Origin of the sequence: Paenibacillus sp. FSL P2-0173, from assembly GCF_038008045.1 — a bacterium.
In the GTDB taxonomy this organism is placed as follows: Bacteria; Bacillota; Bacilli; order Paenibacillales; family Paenibacillaceae; genus Paenibacillus; species Paenibacillus polymyxa_B.
On sequence record NZ_JBBOYK010000001.1, the window covers coordinates 278951 to 298007 of the forward strand.

General features: G+C 37.7%; 18 protein-coding genes. 2 read left to right on the top strand and 16 right to left on the bottom strand.

The features are described from left to right. Positions 1-20: 20 nt before the first annotated feature. Positions 21-950, bottom strand: a complete 930-nt coding sequence (trxB, locus tag MKX30_RS01030) for a thioredoxin-disulfide reductase (RefSeq protein WP_023988727.1) — start codon at positions 948-950, stop codon at positions 21-23. A 564-nt stretch (positions 951-1514) separates the two neighbouring features. On the opposite strand from trxB, the gene MKX30_RS01035 reads away from it, so the two are divergent. Both MKX30_RS01035 and MKX30_RS01040 read left to right on the top strand, forming a co-directional pair. Next, a complete protein-coding gene (locus MKX30_RS01035) occupies positions 1515-2183 on the top strand; it encodes an ArsR/SmtB family transcription factor (protein WP_023988726.1) in 669 nt (222 codons plus the stop codon). Between the two features lie 149 nt (positions 2184-2332). After that, positions 2333-3301 (top strand): LacI family DNA-binding transcriptional regulator, encoded by a 969-nt coding sequence (locus MKX30_RS01040; protein WP_023988725.1) that lies wholly within the window; start codon positions 2333-2335, stop codon positions 3299-3301. Positions 3302-3429: 128 nt separating this feature from the next. On the opposite strand, the gene MKX30_RS01045 is transcribed toward MKX30_RS01040, so the two are convergent. The 15 genes from MKX30_RS01045 to MKX30_RS01115 form a co-directional block, all read right to left on the bottom strand. Next, positions 3430-4392 carry a zinc-binding dehydrogenase gene (locus tag MKX30_RS01045; RefSeq protein WP_023988724.1) on the bottom strand — a complete coding sequence of 321 codons (963 nt, stop codon included), beginning with the start codon at positions 4390-4392 and terminating at the stop codon, positions 3430-3432. A 441-nt stretch (positions 4393-4833) separates the two neighbouring features. Beyond that, the gene (locus MKX30_RS01050; protein ID WP_044647494.1) at positions 4834-5163 is read right to left on the bottom strand and encodes a thioredoxin family protein; all 330 of its coding nucleotides are present in this window, start codon (positions 5161-5163) and stop codon (positions 4834-4836) included. A gap of 587 nt (positions 5164-5750) precedes the next feature. Further along, positions 5751-6416: an ArsR/SmtB family transcription factor gene (locus MKX30_RS01055; RefSeq protein WP_023988722.1), complete on the bottom strand. Its 666-nt coding sequence runs from the start codon at positions 6414-6416 to the stop codon at positions 5751-5753. A 245-nt stretch (positions 6417-6661) separates the two neighbouring features. Next, positions 6662-6979, bottom strand: a complete 318-nt coding sequence (trxA, locus tag MKX30_RS01060; protein ID WP_023988721.1) for a thioredoxin — start codon at positions 6977-6979, stop codon at positions 6662-6664. A gap of 2201 nt (positions 6980-9180) precedes the next feature. Beyond that, positions 9181-10164, bottom strand: a complete 984-nt coding sequence (locus MKX30_RS01065; RefSeq protein WP_341062336.1) for a cation diffusion facilitator family transporter — start codon at positions 10162-10164, stop codon at positions 9181-9183. A gap of 517 nt (positions 10165-10681) precedes the next feature. Continuing rightward, a complete protein-coding gene (locus MKX30_RS01070; RefSeq protein WP_231118765.1) occupies positions 10682-11143 on the bottom strand; it encodes a class I SAM-dependent methyltransferase in 462 nt (153 codons plus the stop codon). Then, a complete protein-coding gene (locus MKX30_RS01075; protein WP_226887820.1) occupies positions 11050-11277 on the bottom strand; it encodes a hypothetical protein in 228 nt (75 codons plus the stop codon). The genes MKX30_RS01070 and MKX30_RS01075 overlap by 94 nt, the downstream gene beginning before the upstream one ends. 359 nt (positions 11278-11636) lie before the next feature. Continuing rightward, a complete protein-coding gene (locus MKX30_RS01080; RefSeq protein ID WP_028541584.1) occupies positions 11637-11885 on the bottom strand; it encodes a DUF6250 domain-containing protein in 249 nt (82 codons plus the stop codon). Between the two features lie 37 nt (positions 11886-11922). Continuing rightward, positions 11923-12396, bottom strand: a complete 474-nt coding sequence (locus tag MKX30_RS01085; protein ID WP_023988785.1) for a PTS sugar transporter subunit IIA — start codon at positions 12394-12396, stop codon at positions 11923-11925. A 45-nt stretch (positions 12397-12441) separates the two neighbouring features. Further along, a complete protein-coding gene (locus MKX30_RS01090; RefSeq protein ID WP_053325503.1) occupies positions 12442-14502 on the bottom strand; it encodes a BglG family transcription antiterminator in 2061 nt (686 codons plus the stop codon). 161 nt (positions 14503-14663) lie between these two features. Then, positions 14664-15227 carry a 6-phospho-3-hexuloisomerase gene (hxlB, locus tag MKX30_RS01095; protein WP_025722481.1) on the bottom strand — a complete coding sequence of 188 codons (564 nt, stop codon included), beginning with the start codon at positions 15225-15227 and terminating at the stop codon, positions 14664-14666. Between the two features lie 10 nt (positions 15228-15237). Then, a complete protein-coding gene (locus MKX30_RS01100) occupies positions 15238-16290 on the bottom strand; it encodes a galactitol-1-phosphate 5-dehydrogenase (protein WP_023988788.1) in 1053 nt (350 codons plus the stop codon). Next, the gene (gene rpe / locus MKX30_RS01105; RefSeq protein ID WP_053325504.1) at positions 16287-16952 is read right to left on the bottom strand and encodes a ribulose-phosphate 3-epimerase; all 666 of its coding nucleotides are present in this window, start codon (positions 16950-16952) and stop codon (positions 16287-16289) included. Before rpe ends, MKX30_RS01100 begins: the two co-directional genes overlap by 4 nt. Before the next feature lie 22 nt (positions 16953-16974). Further along, positions 16975-18228 carry a PTS transporter subunit IIC gene (locus MKX30_RS01110; RefSeq protein ID WP_023988790.1) on the bottom strand — a complete coding sequence of 418 codons (1254 nt, stop codon included), beginning with the start codon at positions 18226-18228 and terminating at the stop codon, positions 16975-16977. A 14-nt stretch (positions 18229-18242) separates the two neighbouring features. Continuing rightward, on the bottom strand, positions 18243-18545 hold the full coding sequence (locus tag MKX30_RS01115) for a PTS sugar transporter subunit IIB (protein ID WP_049828419.1): 303 nt from the start codon (positions 18543-18545) through the stop codon (positions 18243-18245). Positions 18546-19057: the final 512 nt, after the last annotated feature.

The window sequence follows — 19057 nt, forward strand, 5'->3', positions numbered from 1 at the left end:
TCTATTCGGTTAACGACGTTTTAATTATTTTCCAAAGAATCGATAAACTTTTCACTGTCCATGGCCGCCATGGCTCCAGTCCCTGCTGCAGTAATAGCTTGACGATAGCGAGTATCCTGTACATCTCCACAAGCAAACACACCTGAAATATTTGTCATCGATGTGCCGGGTACTGTAACGATGTAGCCGTTCTTATCCGTTTCAATTTGACCATTTAAAAAGTCCGTATTCGGATGATGGCCGATGGCTACAAATACACCATGTGCATGTAGGATTTCCTCTTCGCCTGAGATATGGTTCCGGACTTTCAATCCTGTCACTCCACGCTCTTCCGCAACAACTTCAAGTGGGGTCCTGCTTAAAGCCCACTCAATTTTTGGGTTTGAACGAGCGCGATCTTGCATAATTTTTGAGGCTCTCAGTTCTTCTCGACGATGCACCACAGTAACTTTGGAAGCGAATCGTGTTAGAAAGTTTGCTTCTTCCAATGCAGTATCGCCTCCACCCACTACAATGAGTTCCTTATTTCGAAAGAAAAAACCATCACAAGTGGCACAAGTACTAACTCCCCGGCCTACATTTTCTGTTTCGCCTGGTATTCCTAAATATTTCGCACTGGCACCGGTTGAAATGATCAGAGTCTCAGTAATGATTTCACCTTTGCCCTCCACTTCCAGTTTAAACGGCCGTTTTTCCAAATCTACCGTCTTTACCCAACCATTAAGAAATGTAGCCCCGAAGCGTTCCGCTTGTTTACGCATATTATCCATTAATTCGGGGCCCATGATGCCTTCTGGAAATCCAGGATAATTCTCAATTTCAGTTGTTGTTGTAAGCTGTCCTCCTGGTTCAAGTCCTTCAATGACGAGCGGATTCATATTAGCACGAGCCAGGTAGATCGCTGCGGTCAGTCCTGCTGGACCAGTTCCGACAATTACAGATTTATACATATTCATCCCTCCAAATTCGATATTTTTTACAGTTGTTTATAACCATATTTTTTAATATTCAATTGATTAATTGAATTATAGCATTAGGGAATCTGCTCGTCAATACAAGGATGGAAAATGACTACGAATGAGACACACATTGTAGAAATATATTTAGGGGCGGATGTTTGACTAATCTTTGCATAATGAAAAAAGCTGACAGAGCGCAATGGCAGTGTCAACTTTTTTTGTGAGAGTTTATGTTTCATATGCGTTGTATGTTGGAGTAAACCAGAATTTAAGGCTTTCTTTTTAACTTTCTAAATAGGGTATTCTTATAAATTTTATCAAGTTATATCCTTTTGACTTGACTCCACTCGGGTTGTTCATGTTAAAATTTTAATATTCAATTGAATGAACAAGAGCCGATTTCATGAGTAAAGTCAATTTTTGAGTATATAATTTCCTCATTATGATTCTTCAGTTATGGATTATAGTTTAAGGTGTATTCTAAGGCTTCTCCTATGCATGATTGGAATTGGGGATTCCCGTTTTATAATACGACAAGAATAGAGGTTGAGAATAATGGAAGATATGCTGAACTCTGCGAAAATCTTTAAGGAAGATCTCTATAAACAATTGGCTAGAATCGGAAAATGTTTATCCAGTGATAAGCGTCTTGAGATCTTAAATGTGCTATCCAATGGTTCTAGAACCGTAGAAAAAATAGCCACCTGCACAGACATGAATATTGCGAATGTATCTCGCCACCTTCAAGTTCTGCTCGATGCAAAACTGGTTAAATTCACAAAAAAAGGAGTATATGTGATCTATTCTTTGGCTGATCCAGAAATCATCGAATTTCTTTCCTCTTTATGGCGAATCAGTGAAAAACAACTTCCTGACATTAGTAGAATGAAAGACGATTTCCTAAACAATCTTGATGACGTTCAAACGCTTACGATGGATGAGGTTAGGGAGAAGATTAATAATGATTCAATAATTTTGGTGGATTTACGTCCTAAAGAAGAGTATGACATGGATCATATTGCGGGAGCAATTTCAGTGCCGATGGAAGAATTAGATGCACTAATAAGAGAGATACCGAAAAACACAGAAATCATCGCATATTGTAGAGGTCCACTGTGTGTCTACTCAGCTCTGGCGACGCAGAAATTACAATCTGAAGGCTTTACGGCTTTTCGCATGGAAGAGGGCTTGAATGAGTGGCAAGAACATTTTCAGTTACATTAAGCTGACTTCTAAGAACAGACGAATAACAATTAATTTCTCCAATTCTTAACTAAAAGACTTCAAGGCCAATATTATTAGGCTCTGAAGTCCTTTTTAGTTAAGACAAACTTAGGAAACATGATATGATTTCTCTTAAGAGGTGGTTAGAAGTGGCGAATATTCAAGAAATTGCTCGCTTAGCGGGAGTATCCACAGCAACTGTATCACGAGTAATTAATAAACACGGCTACGTAAGTGATTTAACCAGACAAAAAGTTTTAGAAATTATCGAGGAGCTTGATTATGTCCCCAATGCTAATGCGATCTCTCTAAAAAAAGGTAAAACTCGTCAGATTGGAATAATGACGGTCTCCTTTAGTCCCATTATTATTAATTTTGTTCGTGCATTCACTCTTTTTGCTGAGAAAAACGGATTTATCGTCACTCTTTTTATCACGAATGGAGAACCTGAAAAGGAGCTTATTGCCCTGGAAATGCTAAAACGGAAGCAATTAGATGCTATCGTGTGTTTGATACGGTCCAATGAATGGGATGTCATTGAATCCTATGCCCGGTATGGCCCCATTGTTATATGGCAACGTCTTCAAAACGAGAATCTTCCTTCTGTCTTTATGGATCAATTTCATGCCTATTCGACAGGTCTTGAATATCTTCATTCCAAAGGTTACCGAAAAATACTTAGCATATATCCGATGTCCAAAGGACTGAATACAAAGGAACGCATTCGTGCCCATACAGAATTCGTTAAGAAACACAATCTCATGGCGTATCCATTTCCTCATTTCGAAGATAAAACTTTAGTTCGTGATGGGGAGGAGCTTGCTAAATGGTGGGTATCGCAGGAAGACCGACCTGATGCTATTTTTTGTGCCAATGATGAAGTGGCAGCTGGTCTTATGACAGCCCTGCGTCGATTGGGATTTTCCATTCCGGGAGATTTGGGGATTATGGGCTTCGATAATACAGAGATGGCTCACTTGCTCGATTTGACAACGATTGACTATCCTATCGACCAGCAAGCTGAGAATGCATTTCTTATTTTGCAAAATAAGTTGAATAACACCAAAACCAGGCTAAACACTTTAACATACAAGTTAGTTGAGCGAAGTTCGACATAACGCAGTATCTTTAGTATTACTGGCATATGGTAAATCCTACAGTACATTAAAAAAACCACTTGTCCAAATTGAACAAGTGGTTCTATTAACCCGTGAGTCGTAGGCTACCCACCCATGTAATTATATCATCACTCAGAAATATTCAGGACAGCACGGAATCGAGTCGATGCTGACATCATTTTATCGTATGCTTCGCTAGCACGATCTAATGGATATGACTCAATCATGGGGCGAATATCCGTCAGCACACTGAAATTAATCGTCGCTTGGATTTCTTCCGCTCCGCCTGTTAACGTACCTTTGACCGTGTTAGATCCTTTCAAAAAGTCCATCGCTGACAATTCTAGTGGATCAGTGGAAGTTGCCACAATGATGAGCTCGCTGTCTTGACCCAACCCGTTGATCAGAGAGGAAACGGCCTTCGCGTTAGGTGCAGTTGCCAGGATGACTTTAGCACCGCCTAATGTTTGTAATGCCTCAGCCGGATCTTCTTTGGCCGAATCAATGTAGTGATGGGCTCCAAGTTCACGTACGAGAGCTTCTTTATCATTTCCTCGTGAAATAGCCACGGTGCGATATCCGGCTTTGCTTGCAAACTGCACGGCAAGATGTCCCAGTCCACCAATCCCCTGAATCGCTACAAGATCACCAGGGCGAGCTTTACTATTTTTGATGGCACTAAAGGTCGTTTCTCCAGCACACATTAGTGGAGCAGCTTCCATTGCCGAAATTTCATTTGGAATACTGGACAAACTATCCTCATAAGCAACCATGTATTCAGCATATCCACCGTCCATTGTTAATCCGGTCACATGGCTATGTCCCCCATGCCATCCAATGCCGACACGTTCTCCAATTTTCCATTTTGACGAGCCTGATCCAAGCTCATCAACGATTCCTATCACTTCATGTCCAGGAATGCGGGGATATGCTGACGCCGCACCGCCCATGGCCATTGAATCTCCATTACATACGCCGCAAGCTTCAACGCGGAGCAATACTTGCCCTTCTGCCGGCTGCGGAACCGGTACCTCAACTAACTGCATTTTTTCTCCTGCAGCTGGAATTTGCATGGCTTTCATTTTCTTCATGAATAAACCTCCTTAGTTTTAAAATAGTGGTACTCCATTAGTATAGTTTAAACAGGTCAAATATTCAATTAATTAATTGTATATTTGAATTGATTATTTTCATTACGGATGAATAGATTCGTTGCAACTTCTTGTAAGTTTTGTATTTTTGTTATCTGATTGATGATTTTTGAGACTACTAGTTCAGCTGACTGAAGTGCACCTTCAAGATGTCACCAAATTCTGCACTTGCTTCTGTTCCAGCAAAGGCAATTTATTTTTCCATTCCCCAGATGCAGGTATAGGTCCGTAATGCGGAAAATTTTGAAGTGGAATACGATCTTCGGATATAGCAGTGCTCGCAGGTCACTTAAGCCAGCACCAATAATAATCACGGGGTTCTTCATTCTTTTCTCCATCGTATTAAATAGTTTTATTTTCATGTTGATATTACCTTAGAATTTATACCGCATTGTACAACTGTTCTAATCGTGCTTCTAATTGTTCAAACTGAACAAACCGTCCTTCACGAAGATATTCCTTTTGATCAAAAAATAAGATGATCGTGGGAACTGTAAAAATCAATAATTTGCCTGCAACCGCCTCTACCTGACTAGCATCTATATGCGCAAGTTTTATTTCTGGATAGTTGTTGAGTAATTCTTTTAGTTTGGGATAAATTGCATGACATACATTACAATCCTCTTGAGATACATATAGCATACTTAATCGGTTATTTTGGATAAACGTATCTATTTCATTCACTGAAGTTATTTCTTGGACATTTATCATTAATCTCCCGCCTTACTGTATGTTATTCGGAACTGAATGGCTCCAGATCCAATATTATTCAATGCAGTTTTGTTCTAATTTACTTTTCTGACTCCATTCAATTAATTGAGAAACTGGATCTACTAATAACTAATAAATACAAATCATGAAATCCCTGTTTTGGTAAAATACGTGCCGCTTTTTTTCCTTTAAAATATTAATCGGTCAATATAATTACGCTATCTTTTGGAGACAAATCTTTTCCCCAAACAAACGGCAATCGCCCTAGGAAGACATTGTGGATTCCTGAAATGCTATTTTTCAAAATCGGAACTATCTCTTAATGTCAATCCATTTAATATAAACAGGCACCTGATTTTGTTTGATTATAAAGATAACATCTTACACCGCAAGGAAGCGAAAATGTTGAGTTAGCCAGTAAATTATCCTGTATCTATTCTGTTCTGTCATATTAAGTCGAATCATTAAAATCAATAGAACAGTTGAATTTAATGATTAAATTTCAGTTTTATCAACTCTCTAAATCCAACTTTAAATGTTAAAAGCACTATATTTTTCACTTGCATCTTTTATTTAAATTTCATTCCTCATTCTCCATCGTAAGCATTCCACTCTCGGGCTCCTTCTTCTATTCGATACGCTGTGAAGCCCTGTTTTTGAATAAAATCAACAGCTTGAGATGCAAGAGAACAATAAGGGCCCCGACAGTATGCAGCAAGTTCTACATCAGCTTTATTTAATGTTTTTAGGTATTCTTCCAACTGCTCTAAAGGTACAGATATAGCACCTGGGATATGAGATGTGTTATACTCCTCAACTGGTCGGAGATCTATGAGAACCATGTTATCCTGCTTCATTTTTGCCAATAGTTCTTTTTTTGTGATACTTTGAACACCTACATATTGCCTTTTCAACTCATCTTTAATCTGTTTTATGTCAGAGAGTCTGTCCTCACACAAATTCCATAAAGAGGACAAAAAATGAGTTACAGATAAATCACTAATATTATATATAACGAAAGTACCTTTTTTTTGAAATCTAACCAATTTTGCTTCCAGCAAAATTTGTAAGTGACGGGATACATTCGCAACACTCATACCAGTTTGTGTAGCCAAACTTTCAACAGATTTTGGTCCGTTTGATAAGAGATCCATAATCTCAAGTCTTTTGTCACTGGATAAACATTTCCCAATTCGAGCAAATTGCTGATATAAACGTTCTTTAATATCCGATTCAGGACATCTACTTTCCATTTGGAACCTCCTCTTTGTTGCAATACCTTGGATTTTCGGGTTATGCCTTCCTGCATTCGAATTACTCACTAGTATGTCCAAGTATAAAATAGCAATCCAACATTTACTTTTAGTTCATTTTGATTCTAACTCAAAAATTCACTTAATAAATTGAAAAAAACGACGGTTCAGAAAAATCCAAATCCGTCGCTCTCTTCACATGTATTTCAATGATTATTACAAAAATGGATTTGTTGAATACTCTGTTAATTAAGCAATCCTAGAATTTTTTCTCTAAGAGCTTGCTTTTGCTCGATCCCCACCATTGTTTCAGCCAGTTTACCATCTTTAAATAAGAGTAGCGTTGGAATACTTCTAACTCCAAATTGTGAAGCCAATTCGATTTCCTCATCAACGTTGACTTTGGCTATTGTTGCTTGTCCGGCTAAATCATCAGCTAGCTCGTTCACGATTGGAAGTTGCACTTGACAAGGTGGACACCACGGTGCCCAAAAATCGACTAGTGTCACTCCGGTTTTAATGTTCGATTCAAAATTCTGTTTTGTTAAAGATACTGCTCCCATAAATAAAATCCTCCTCAATTAATTTATCAATTATTCAATAGATTAATTGAATTATACTTTTGAAATTGAATTTAGTCAACGTTTTTATATCTAATCTTTATATCTCAGAATAGAACTTAAGTTCAATTTACAGCACCTGTATTACTTTCCCGTTTAAACTACTAAGTCTATTTTGTTCTTAAACCAAAAATCCGAAGACCTTTTGATTTATATCAACGGCTAAAGATTCAACTTATTTAAGATTTTAATTAACTAGGGCGTGTCTTCAAACTCAAGTAATCCACACCATATTGCTGCCAAGATTAAATAAAGCCCATATGGAAAAAAAGATAATAACCGCCCTATTCCACAGCCAAGGAAAACGGAGCTACTGGCTTTGGTTTATCTGGTATACCCAGACTTTTAGGATCCAGATGAAGTGATCAAACTCCCTAATCTTCGCCTGGATTCTGAGAAATGGGTTCGTATTCATTTCTCAGAGGACAAAGAAACGATACCCGAGTTAGTAATTGGATTTATTGCTAAGCTTTACGATAGCCCGCTTCGTCCCTTTTTACTTAGCAATACTGGCGAGAGGTTGTTTCTGTATTGTTGTAGATCTGATTTAATCTTTTGCATACGAGGTTAACTTCTCCTGCAGGTCTAAACTATGGTGACTACTTGTAGAAACAGGCTCTTGAGCAGCAATTTAGCCTGCTTCTAGCGGTAATTTTCGTTATATTTTCTTTGTAATAGCCTCCAATTTAAACATTTTTCCGCTCGTGAAATAAGATAAATCACAGAATCAAATCCCAAACTGGGAACTCATCTGTGATTTTGCTTTTCTTGAATATTTCGCTTTGGCATGTCTATTTATTCATGTAGAACGATATTTCAATTACGCTGAAATGAAACCACCCACTGGTCTTAACATCTTTCAATCTGTTACTTTTTCAATATCCTCATGTTGTTTTGAATAATAAGTCTCTGAGCACCACTTAATTTTAGGCTCTCTATTCTTCTCATAAATTTTTATTAGTTGGTTTAAAACAAAAATCTTTTGTACAATATTTTCACAAAAAAAGTTGAGCTGTCGTTTATAAAAATTAATATCCTTTTGATAAGGATGGCGATCCTGTTAGTTCCTCTCATATATATCAAGAAGCTGAATATGTAAATTATATATATCTTTATAATTAATCTTAATCTCCTCCCTTTTCATTTTCGTCATCATTATACCCGTATATGAAAAAACTGATGGACACTTTTTCATCCCAGCTTAACAAATACAATAAAAAACAGGCTTGTTAATTATCTAAATATCCCTGAAAGCTAAAGACAAACTTTTCCTGAGTATCGATGGATGTAGCTTCCAAATAGCAGAAAGAGATTTGAATGAGGGCAACACTCCCCCAAAAACGGTTCACCATTTCACCTACCATCAATAACGTAAAAACAGCCCCGAATTAGGAGATTCCTGCAAACCCTCGCTTATATAGTTATGAAAGCTCAGACAGGAAAAATGGATACGATGAGACGAAAAAAGTAGCCCATCCTCTACCCGAAGATGGACTGCTTTTACTCTATTAGCTTCACCTCCGTTTCGCGTTTACAACGAACTTGGTGAGGTAGGATTGTAATCACATACGAAAGAGACCCTAGTACCTGGGGCTGTATCCATACCGAATCTCTTCACCTCCACGTTTTTGTGTTGAATGATCGGCCTGCGCTTGATCCATTTCTTGAACGTATCTCTAAGGTCAAACTCGATCTGTCAGCGGATCCTCCGGATTAATCCGATGAACCACTTGTAAGCCAGATTCACTTTGGCTTCCTAAATCATTCGGTTATCCAAGAGATTGTATAGGATCTGCAAAAACAGCAAGCGAAACAGCAGCTCCAGCTTGTTTACTGGCCTGCCGTAATACTCGCAGTAGTATGGGTTATAACATCCTTTGAGACTGAGTTTTTATAACATTCCAGTTAGATAAAAGTACTTTTTCTATTACACTGAGATACTATTTTAGTAAGAATTAGTTCCGAACTTGAATGTAGGCCAGACACCTTTTATTAAAAACTCATTATACAAGTCATCTTAATTTGATTGACTTTGTTTCCATAAGTAGCAGAACAGCCTCATCACACTATGGAGTGGAGAGGCCGCTTGTGGGGGAATAAATTCATTTCGTCTACAGCGGTTGATGTTGACGATTCCGTGTCCATCAATGGTGATGGTGATGATGAGCATGCGCATCCGTCACATCGGCTTTGACGGTACATAAAATCGAGCTATCGTGAGCATGCCGTTCGGACGACATAACTTGTAAGGTCACGTGCCAGATTTCTTTGTGTTCCAGCATGTGTTTGATTTTTTTTAGAATCACTTCGGTTTCATAGATCGATTTTTCTCCGTTAACGACAACATGAGCAGTAAGAGCGTTCATGCTGCTTGTAATGGACCAAATGTGTACATCATGGACTCCCTTAACACCATCTATCCTTCGGATCGAATTGACAATTTCGTTCATATCAACATTTTCGGGCGTCCCTTCCATCAAAACATGCAAGGACGATTTTGTGACAAAGTAACCGCTACGTAAAACAAGTCCCGCGACAACGACACTAGCAAGCGGATCTGCCCAGCCCAAGCCAAAAAACATCATCATAAGAGCTGCGGCAATGGCGCCAACTGACCCCAGCATATCACTGAGTACGTGCAAATAGGCACTGCGCATATTCAGGTTTTCCTTGGTGTCACTTCCACGCATCATAATCCACGCAACCAACAGATTTATAAGCAATCCGATGGTACTGATAATCAACATGCCAAATGTGGCTACTTCCGGAGGATTCATAAACCGCTCAATCGCCTCGTAAAAAATGTAAAGTGAAATGCCGATCAACGTAACACCGTTAAGGGCTGCAGCTAAAATTTCAAATCTCCTGTAGCCGTATGTTTTCCCTGTGTTTACAGCTTTGGAGCCAAATGTGAATGCAAGCAAAGCCACCCCTAAAGCGATGGAATCGGACAACATATGACCCGCATCGGAAAGCAGAGCCAAACTGTTGGTAATCACACCTCCAACCGCTTCGATAATCATATACACCGTAATAATGATGAATGAAATCAGGAGTACTTTTTTATTGTTGGTATGTACATGCTTATGGTTATGTCCATGGTCATGACCATGATTGTTTACGGACACCGTTATCCTCTCCTTAAACTAATTGAATGGTTTGTCATAATACCTTTCCACTGTTTCGATCGACTTTTCATTCCCTCTCTATACAGTTTGAAAGAAACGAATTGAATTTATATAAACATATGATCAACTGTTCATGTGTTTTGATTAGCCTTATTATATTTGTTCCCGATATAGGTGTCAACCCTCATTCTTGATTGAACAAAATCTAAGCCTAAGGTGGAAATTATATGGGACAAACACGCAGAAATATGCCGAACTGCATCGGAGCGGGGCAAGGTATCGCTCTCATAGGTAACCCCTTCAGATCTCGTTGGCAAGTTCTTTACCGTCACCAACCGAGGTAAAGAACTTTCAACGAAAATGACTGACTGAAGGTAAGAATATAAATAATCACTTTACAAATGAAAACTTTTATATCGCAAATAAAAGAAAAAATTATTCGCGAAGTACCAAAGATTGTGCAACCAAGCCTATACAAATAGAGTGGTTACAGTAAGTCAATTTACACTTAGCCTGATTATTTTCTGATTTTGCTGATGAAAAACGGATATTCAAGGAACACTTCGTATACAGTTTTTTGCACAATATGATACTTAGTATTACTTATGTATTCCTCTAACATTTCAACGGGTGTATATTTTAAACTTGCCATAAACATCAAATATCCCCCATGCTTGATTAAACTAAAACACGAATCTAAGCATTTTTTGAAGTCCCCTGTTTCATTAATAGCGGACCCAATTAGGGTTACAATATCAAAGGCTTCTTGAGGCAAATCGGAATCGAATATGCTCCTGCATAAAACTTTTGATGGATTCGGATGCTGCTCCCTCTGTTGTCTATACTCAAATATCTCGCAAATACTTTCGTCAATATCAATGCTGGTTAAACCACCTCTTCCCTTAAGCCAATATCCAAGGTAATCGTCCCAATCTCCAGTTCCGATACCAACATTACATACTTGGATTTCATCAAAAATATCGAATGTCTTCTTACGTAATCTCTTGTCACCAACTGTGTGTGAAGGCACTGTGGAGAAGAGTTCCATTCCCCCGCATTCGGACCTTTGAGTTCCAGATAATATTGCAGTAATTTCTCATCTTCCTTATTCATTGATAATGCCCCCATCATTAAGTTATGTTTGGTTTGTTCAATTCGATTAAATACAAACAAAAATTGCTCTTCCAACTTTATGCCTTTCTCACTTGATATTTTGCTTACAATGCATTCTTCACCCCATATATAGAAGGTATCGTCTTCAATCATAACCGTTTCTGCAAATTTCCTGCTTAAGCTTGGATTTTATAAGGTAGTTTTGATTGGAAACTTTGTGTCGATGTACATTGAACCAAACAGGATTAAGTATTCTGTCTCTGAAAATGGATCAAATAATTAAAAAAAGTTTGTGTCGCTGTGCGGCGACACAAACTAAATCCATAGAGATACAAATATCATTATTTAACTTTTCTTAATCATTCATCTTTATGTTTTAGTTTCACTTTAACATCATTAAAAAAAGCCGTTGTATTCCATACATTGAGACCAAAGTATCCTTCTTTATAAGTTTGATCTTTTGTGTCGATAACTAATTTATTGTTCAAATAAACCTTAGTGATATTGCCTTGCGCTTCTACTTTGAGATGATAATCTGTATTTGGCTGTAAATCCAGTTTTCCATCATTGTTATATGTCGCAATTTCATATCCGGTCCCATCAACCAATTTAATTAATTTTACAACATTATTTTATGTGTCTCTATTAAAGCAACTTCAAGAGTATTTCCTCGATCTCGGCAGGATTAGTTGCATTTTGAAAACGTTTAACGAATTTTTCTTCTTGAAACAAACTTGTTAAGTTCTTTAAAAATGAGATGTGCATCTTAGGATTTTTTACTACAAGTACCATTACAATTTCTGCGTTGACAGTTACATCAGATCCCCCCATATCCTCGAACTCTATGCTATTATCTAAAACTGCAACGGCAATAGCAGTTTCGTTAACGAATTCTTTATTTGTATGTGGAATTGCTATTCCAATTGTCCCCATGTTGATTCCGGTCGGATATTCGATTTCACGTTGAAGCAAAGATTCTGTATATCCTTTTTTGGCATAATTTTTCTCTTCTATCTTTTTTCCAAAGCTTTTGATAAGCTCTTCCCTCGAATCGTAACGTGCGTGCAGTTGAATTAAATCCTGATCAAACACGAGTCCATTTATCGTTTTTGCGCTCATAATAATTACTCCCTTTTATAAAAATCGGAAAACATAGATATCTTTTTAATAATCCGTACCATATTTTTTGATGATACTATGGATATCCATTGCACTTTGGGCTTGAATGATAGCTTCACAATCATCTTTACTTTCAACAAGTTTCATTAACTGAACCAATGCCCTTAAGTGCTGTTGTTTATCGACAGCGGCTATGATAATAACGATGTTTATCGGCCTATTTCTTGCAAATTCAACGCCTTGCTCTAAACGGAGCAAGCTCATAGCTACTTCGTTTACCCCACTTTCGGGACTATCATGAGGAATTGCCACATTTGGGCTAATAATGATATACGGATCTTCCACATCGTAATGTTGGATCATAGCTTCTACATAAGAAGGTTGGATACTCCCTTGAAGCAGCAGCGGTAGCGCCCCTAATCGTATAGCCTCTTCCCAAGATGATACTGAAGGAAGCAATGTAATATTCTCCGGCGTTATCAGGTCATGCAAATTTGTCTTTTGTAATTCGGGTTGTGATTTGAAAGACAACGAGTGATGGCTTGTAAAGTAGTGTTGTAATTCCTTTGCAAGAAGTTGCCTGTTCTGAACGGTTGCATATTTCTCAACGATCTCCAGAATATTTTTCAAACTTAATTCAGATGGAGTGAATCCATGCAATAATTCCATCACTTGTTTTCGTAGAGAGATCTTTTCTTCCTTTTGTAATATTGGCTTGACTATAAATAGTCGTTTGTTCGTTTGCAGATATACGGAAGAAAAAACAATGTCATATTCCAAATCATACATCTTGAATTCTCTCACAGATAAGGAATCCAAAAAAATGAATTCAGGAAATAAATCATTCAAAGTAATTAGTAAAAGCTTAGAAACGGATACTCCGTTAGCGCAGACCACTACTGCTTTTGTTTTACTCAGAATGCTGTCTCCTTGCTTTGTTAACCAACCGCCTATCAGCATCGTTAAATAAGTGCATTCACTATCTGGAATATCACAGCCAATGTAATCAGCTAAAGGTTTTGCTGACTTTTTTACAAGGTGGTGCAGTTCTATGAATTCACTATTAATTGTTTCTTGTAGTGGATTAGTAATAGTAAGTTTGTATTTAATGCGATAATATGCAGGTTTTATATGCAGCATGATCATATGCAACAACTGCTTTTTGTCTTGTAAGAGGATGCAGGACATTTTCTCGAATCGCTCCAGCATCTTTTTCAATGCCTGATTTAAATCTGATACAATGTCTTCCCCAAGGAGCTCAGATGAGGAAACATTCGTCGTAAGAATTTGCAGTGTGATGAATAATCTTTCCTCGGTCGGGATATGCACCAAATCCGATAGTAGTTCTTGAACCGCTTGGTACTCCTTGGTATCCGATAATTCTTCATAGCTAATATGAGAGGAATTTATTGTTTTCCCAAGTTTGATTCTTCGCAGCAAGATCAGTAGGATATGCGGCAAAGTTTTCATCTTATCATCTGTAAATTTCAAGCTCAGATGGCTTTCAATCTTTTCAAGACGTTCATGAATCTGTTGCACTTCTTTTTCAGTGATCTCTGCTAACTGTTGAACCCATTTTTCCCCATTGTACATGTGATGAATTTTGTTAACGACATCAATCAATAACTTTCTTTTTTGAAATTCAACACCCTCAATTGAGTAACCAGATAACCGGGAATAACGGATACTAAGATCATAAGGTTCGACTAATTCTTGTGCTGCTTTTAGATCATTTAGTATGGTATTCTTGCTTACGTAAATGGAACTGGTAAAATGAAATAAAGATAATTCTTCACTACGACTCAGTAGGATCAGAATAATAAGTTCTACTCGCTCTGCTTCAGAAAAAATATATTTTTTTGTCGAAGGCTTGTTTACTTCATTAGGCACAGCAGAGAAGAGAGTAGCATCAACAATAAAAACACCCTGTTTATTCCGTTCAATTTTTGGTAGGCGTTGGCCCTCTAACCAGTCATTGATTTTTTCAAGGCTGTAACTGATTTGCCTGCGGCTTAAACCATACTTATGTTCCAAGTTCTTACTCTTCACACTTGGATTTGATAACAATTCTTGCAGCAAGCTGCTGCTTCTATCATCAAGCTGCATGGCTCTCTCTCCTCCTTCCTTGTTAATAATAATATTGACAGCTCCAGAGGATTATATAAGAGGCTTCAAGTTTAGGTCGTATTCAAATTACTTAATTTAATCTTTGGTCTTGGAGGCGCTCTGTGAAGAATCGAAATTTTGTTCTGCCTCAAATCAAACGTTTATTCCAAATTAGCATGTCTTAATTTCATGTCATCATAGGTTTCATTAAAATTAGCTACCCATTCCAAAACAATCGCATCATACAAGAGAAGACTTAATTGCTCAAATGCCGATCCCATGGGTTGAATAGAAGATTCCATTAAATCAGTATCCGTTTCTTTATTGTCAACATTAATTAAAAGCATGTAATCAGCTAGTTTCCCCAAAGTCGACTGCGAATTCGTTGTATTAAGAATTACCTTTGCTCCTGATTGCTTTGCTTTTTTTGCATTTACTATTAGACCAGCGGTTTCTCCTGAACCAGAACCAATAAATAAAATATCCTCTGCTTGAATGCTTGGAGTAGTAATATCACCAACAATATAAACCGTTTTACCTAAGTGCAACAGTCGATTAGCGAAAGCACGGATCGCTAAACCTGATCTCCCTGAACCAGCAAGGAAAATCCGCTTTGTATTATACAAGACTTGTAGAATTTGTTCACTTTCACCAACATTCATTAAGGAAATACTTCTTTCTAATTCTTTCATAATGACTTCCATTTGTTTAATTAATTTGTCCATAAGTTCACCTTCAGCTTTCTGGATACATGATTACCTTGCCGATAAGTTCTTTTCTTTCCATTAATCGTTCAAACATTTCTGAACCTTCTTCAAGCGGTATACGATGTGTAATCATTTTTTTAGTATTTAATCTGTTATTGTGCATAAAGTGAACAGTCGTTGCCCATTCCTTACCTGGGAATGGTGCGGATACACAACTCCATGATCCCCACACGGTTAACTCACTTCTTAGGATTTTTTCAAAATAAAATCTTTCCATCGCAACGTCTGCATAAGGGATACCTAGGAACACAACTCCGCCGCCTTTTTTGGCGTAACCAAACACAGTTGCTGCTGTATGGGGCGTTCCAGCTGCTTCAACTACAATATCTGCATTCATGCCATCCGTATATTCAGCGACCTTTGTCAGAACATCTTCATTCAGAGAATTTATCGTATAATCGGCGCCTAATTCCTTCGCAATTTGAAGTTTTTCATCATCAATATCAACCGCAATTACTTTTTTCGCGCCAAATATTTTTGCCCATTGAACAGCAAACAACCCAATGGTTCCCCCTGCTCCAACAATGACCACATCGTCGCCCACCGATAGATTGGTTCGATAATACCCATGTAAAACTACAGTAGAAGGTTCTACCATAGAAGCTGATTCGAAATCCAAATCATCAGGTACTTTAACTAAATTCTTCTCTGGGAGTTTAATGTATTCGGCGAATCCACCAGGTTCCTTAGCACCTATTGCATGCAATGAATTCGCTCTAGCTGGTTGACCTGCTCGATAATAATAATCATCTTCTTCAATTAGTGCTGGACATCCAGCAACATGGTCTCCAACTTTTAGATCTGTTACTTGATCGCCAACTTGTTCTACAACACCTGCAAATTCATGTCCCCATACCTGACCAGGTGTGACTGCACCCAATTTTTTATATCGAGAGATATCAGATCCACAAATGCCACATGCTTTTATTTTTACAATGACATCTTTTCCATCCAGTATTTGAGGTTTTTCCGCTCCTCCAAAACGTATGTCTCTGGCACCATACAGTTTTAATGATTTCATTTTCTCTCATCCTTTCTCTCTCCATGTTCTAGACTTTTCAAATTCTTCACATGTGCTTTGTTATTCGAAAATAAATATGATCCGATGACAACCAAAGATGCTCCAGCTTCGATACATTGACTAGCTATACTCTCATCGACTCCACCATCAACTTCGATCTGAATATCTCGTTGACCTATCATTACTTTCAGTTCTCTTATTCTATCAATCGTTTCTTCCATAAAAACTTGATTAGGTCTTCCTGGATTGATCGACATAACTAGAACATAGTCAATGATGTTTAGAAAAGGTTTCAATAAAAAGGTGTCCGTCCCAGGATTAATGACGATCCCTGCTTTCCTTCCATGTTGCTTAATCTGATCAATGACAAAACGAATATGAGGAGTTGATTCATAGTGAACTGATATCATTTCTGCTCCAGTGTCCAACACACTCGCTATATGCTGCTCTGGGGCTGATACCATCATGTGAACATCTAATTTCATATTCACTTGTTTTTTTATATTTTTAATTTGTTCTGGACCAAATGCGATATGAGGGACGAAATTTCCGTCCATCATATCTACATGAAGTACTTGAAATCCTTCTTCATATAAAACATCGCATTCACTTTTTAAGTTCATTAAATCTGCAGCAAATATTGAAGGTAAAATCAGATTCATTATTTTTCCTCTTCTCTAGTCTTTATTTAACTAAAGTGCTTACCCAATAAATTAATAAGTTCCATATCTCAGAAAAAGTAACATCTGTCCCTAAACCTTTTAACTCGACACCTGCGCTGTTAAGCATCTGTGTTGCACCTGGTGCAACAAATCCTGCCAAATAAAATGTGATAATACAAAATACTACTGTCGACACAATAGAACGGAATAGATTTCCTTTACTTGTTAACGTACACATTACAGAAATATAGGTAACAGACATTAACAGTCCTATTGGAAAGAACTGAACTCCAGGTAAAATGAGTGCCAATAACATAACAATTGGAATAGAAACGACTGTAGTTGTAATAGTAGTCGGATCGCCTAAGCCTAGCGCAATATCCATCCCCACATTTAGATTGGAGTTATTCCCCATGCGTTTAATCATAAAGTCTTTTGCCGATTTCCCAATTGGAGATAGCCCGTCCATCATCACTCCAACAACTTTAGGCATTAATACCATAACTCCAGCTATCCCTGTGGCCATAGTCACTATCTCTGTAACAGGTCTTTTAGTAATTGCCCCTAAAACTAATCCAACAATAAATCCAATAATAACTGGGTCCCCGAGAACGCCTATTTTTTTATTAATTTTACTCAGAGAAAACTCCAATTTATTTAAACCAGGAATGAAATCAATGATTCTATTTACCAGCCAGGCAATCGGATAACCCCAAGCTGAATAAATAATAGTTGTGCAGGTTGTACCTTCTAAACCAAAGTATTCTTGCCATTTTGAAGCAATTAAATCACCAACGAATAGAGCAATAACAGACATCACCAATGTTACTACCAACCCTAACCAGAAACTGTCAAAAAGAAAGTAAGCCAAAGCTCCTGGAATTAGAAAATGCATGTAATTCCATATATCCACATTTAACGTTTTTGTCCATCTAAGTCGAACTAATACTAGATTAATAATTAAACCAAGAGGAATTGCTAATGCTGCAAAAGGAGGCACCCAAGATGCCGCCCCTACAGCTGGCCATCCAATATCTGCAATTGTAAATCCAGAACCGATTTTTGCATAATAATCAACTGCCGGTTTTAGGGAGGAATTGAGCAAGCCAACAACTAATGTTAAACCTAAGAAGCCTACCCCAACTAAAAGGCCTGATTTGATAGCGTTTCCAATTTTCATTCGAAAAACTAGACCTAATACGGTGATTATTATTGGTAAAATAGCTGTTGCTCCCATATCAGTAATAGATTTAATAATATTATGCACAGTATCCATTATGATCTACCACCTTAACTATTTTTTAAATCCAGCAGTTTTTCAGCCAATTGATTTTTCAATTTTTCTTCATTAAGCCCTGTTACAAATCCCATGATGTTCATATATGGCTTTTCATCGGTTTTAAAATTATTAGTTGTCAGAACAATATCGACGTTGTCAATAATATTCGGTAATTCCGCCATACTCGTTTTAATGATATCGTAATGTTCAATTCCTGCTTCTTTTAATACCTCTTTCACTCCATCTGCTGCGATAGTAGAAGTTGCTACTCCGCTTCCACAAGCTACGGCGATTTTAATTTTTGAATTTGACATGTTAATTCCTCCTGGTATGTTAGTTTTCGAAGCTAGTTTTAAATCCATTTCCAATCCCAAAGGGTTGAAAAAATCCTCCTTGCAAATTGTTTTATATTTCCTTTTACTCAGCAGGATTAACTTCTTTCTTGCTGTGGATTCATAATAACATGATGAATTCAATTGTTGTATTCGTTTACATCCCACTTTATAGACAACAGGTTGTACAATATAGTGATGAAAAAAATGATTTTCCCTCGATATTTTTCAGGTTAAAATCCATCTATTCCAATGAATTCAATCGTATCAACGAGTTCCGGGTTGGGTACAACGGTAGACGAGGCTGAGCTGCAACATGTAGACGTGAGAGGTGATGAATTCTGGTACATGACGTCCTATGGAGAGGAACCCACATCTGCCACAACGGAGGAAATGACACTTAGCAGTGCAGATTTGGTATTGCCCGGGTTGATTCCATTTTGTCTCACTCGTATATATGACAGCTCCAGGTTTGCTGAACTACAGCTACATTT

Excerpts from the sequence above, each read along its gene's own strand:
- trxB (WP_023988727.1), bottom strand. The coding sequence starts at position 950 with ATGTATAAATCTGTAATTGTCGGAACTGGTCCAGCAGGACTGACCGCA.
- MKX30_RS01035 (WP_023988726.1), top strand. The coding sequence starts at position 1,515 with ATGGAAGATATGCTGAACTCTGCGAAAATCTTTAAGGAAGATCTCTAT.
- MKX30_RS01045 (WP_023988724.1), bottom strand. The coding sequence starts at position 4,392 with ATGAAGAAAATGAAAGCCATGCAAATTCCAGCTGCAGGAGAAAAAATG.
- MKX30_RS01050 (WP_044647494.1), bottom strand. The coding sequence starts at position 5,163 with ATGATAAATGTCCAAGAAATAACTTCAGTGAATGAAATAGATACGTTT.
- MKX30_RS01055 (WP_023988722.1), bottom strand. The coding sequence starts at position 6,416 with ATGGAAAGTAGATGTCCTGAATCGGATATTAAAGAACGTTTATATCAG.
- trxA (WP_023988721.1), bottom strand. The coding sequence starts at position 6,979 with ATGGGAGCAGTATCTTTAACAAAACAGAATTTTGAATCGAACATTAAA.
- MKX30_RS01075 (WP_226887820.1), bottom strand. The coding sequence starts at position 11,277 with ATGAATAAGGAAGATGAGAAATTACTGCAATATTATCTGGAACTCAAA.
- MKX30_RS01085 (WP_023988785.1), bottom strand. The coding sequence starts at position 12,396 with ATGAGCGCAAAAACGATAAATGGACTCGTGTTTGATCAGGATTTAATT.
- MKX30_RS01090 (WP_053325503.1), bottom strand. The coding sequence starts at position 14,502 with ATGCAGCTTGATGATAGAAGCAGCAGCTTGCTGCAAGAATTGTTATCA.
- hxlB (WP_025722481.1), bottom strand. The coding sequence starts at position 15,227 with ATGGACAAATTAATTAAACAAATGGAAGTCATTATGAAAGAATTAGAA.
- MKX30_RS01100 (WP_023988788.1), bottom strand. The coding sequence starts at position 16,290 with ATGAAATCATTAAAACTGTATGGTGCCAGAGACATACGTTTTGGAGGA.
- rpe (WP_053325504.1), bottom strand. The coding sequence starts at position 16,952 with ATGAATCTGATTTTACCTTCAATATTTGCTGCAGATTTAATGAACTTA.
- MKX30_RS01110 (WP_023988790.1), bottom strand. The coding sequence starts at position 18,228 with ATGGATACTGTGCATAATATTATTAAATCTATTACTGATATGGGAGCA.
- MKX30_RS01115 (WP_049828419.1), bottom strand. The coding sequence starts at position 18,545 with ATGTCAAATTCAAAAATTAAAATCGCCGTAGCTTGTGGAAGCGGAGTA.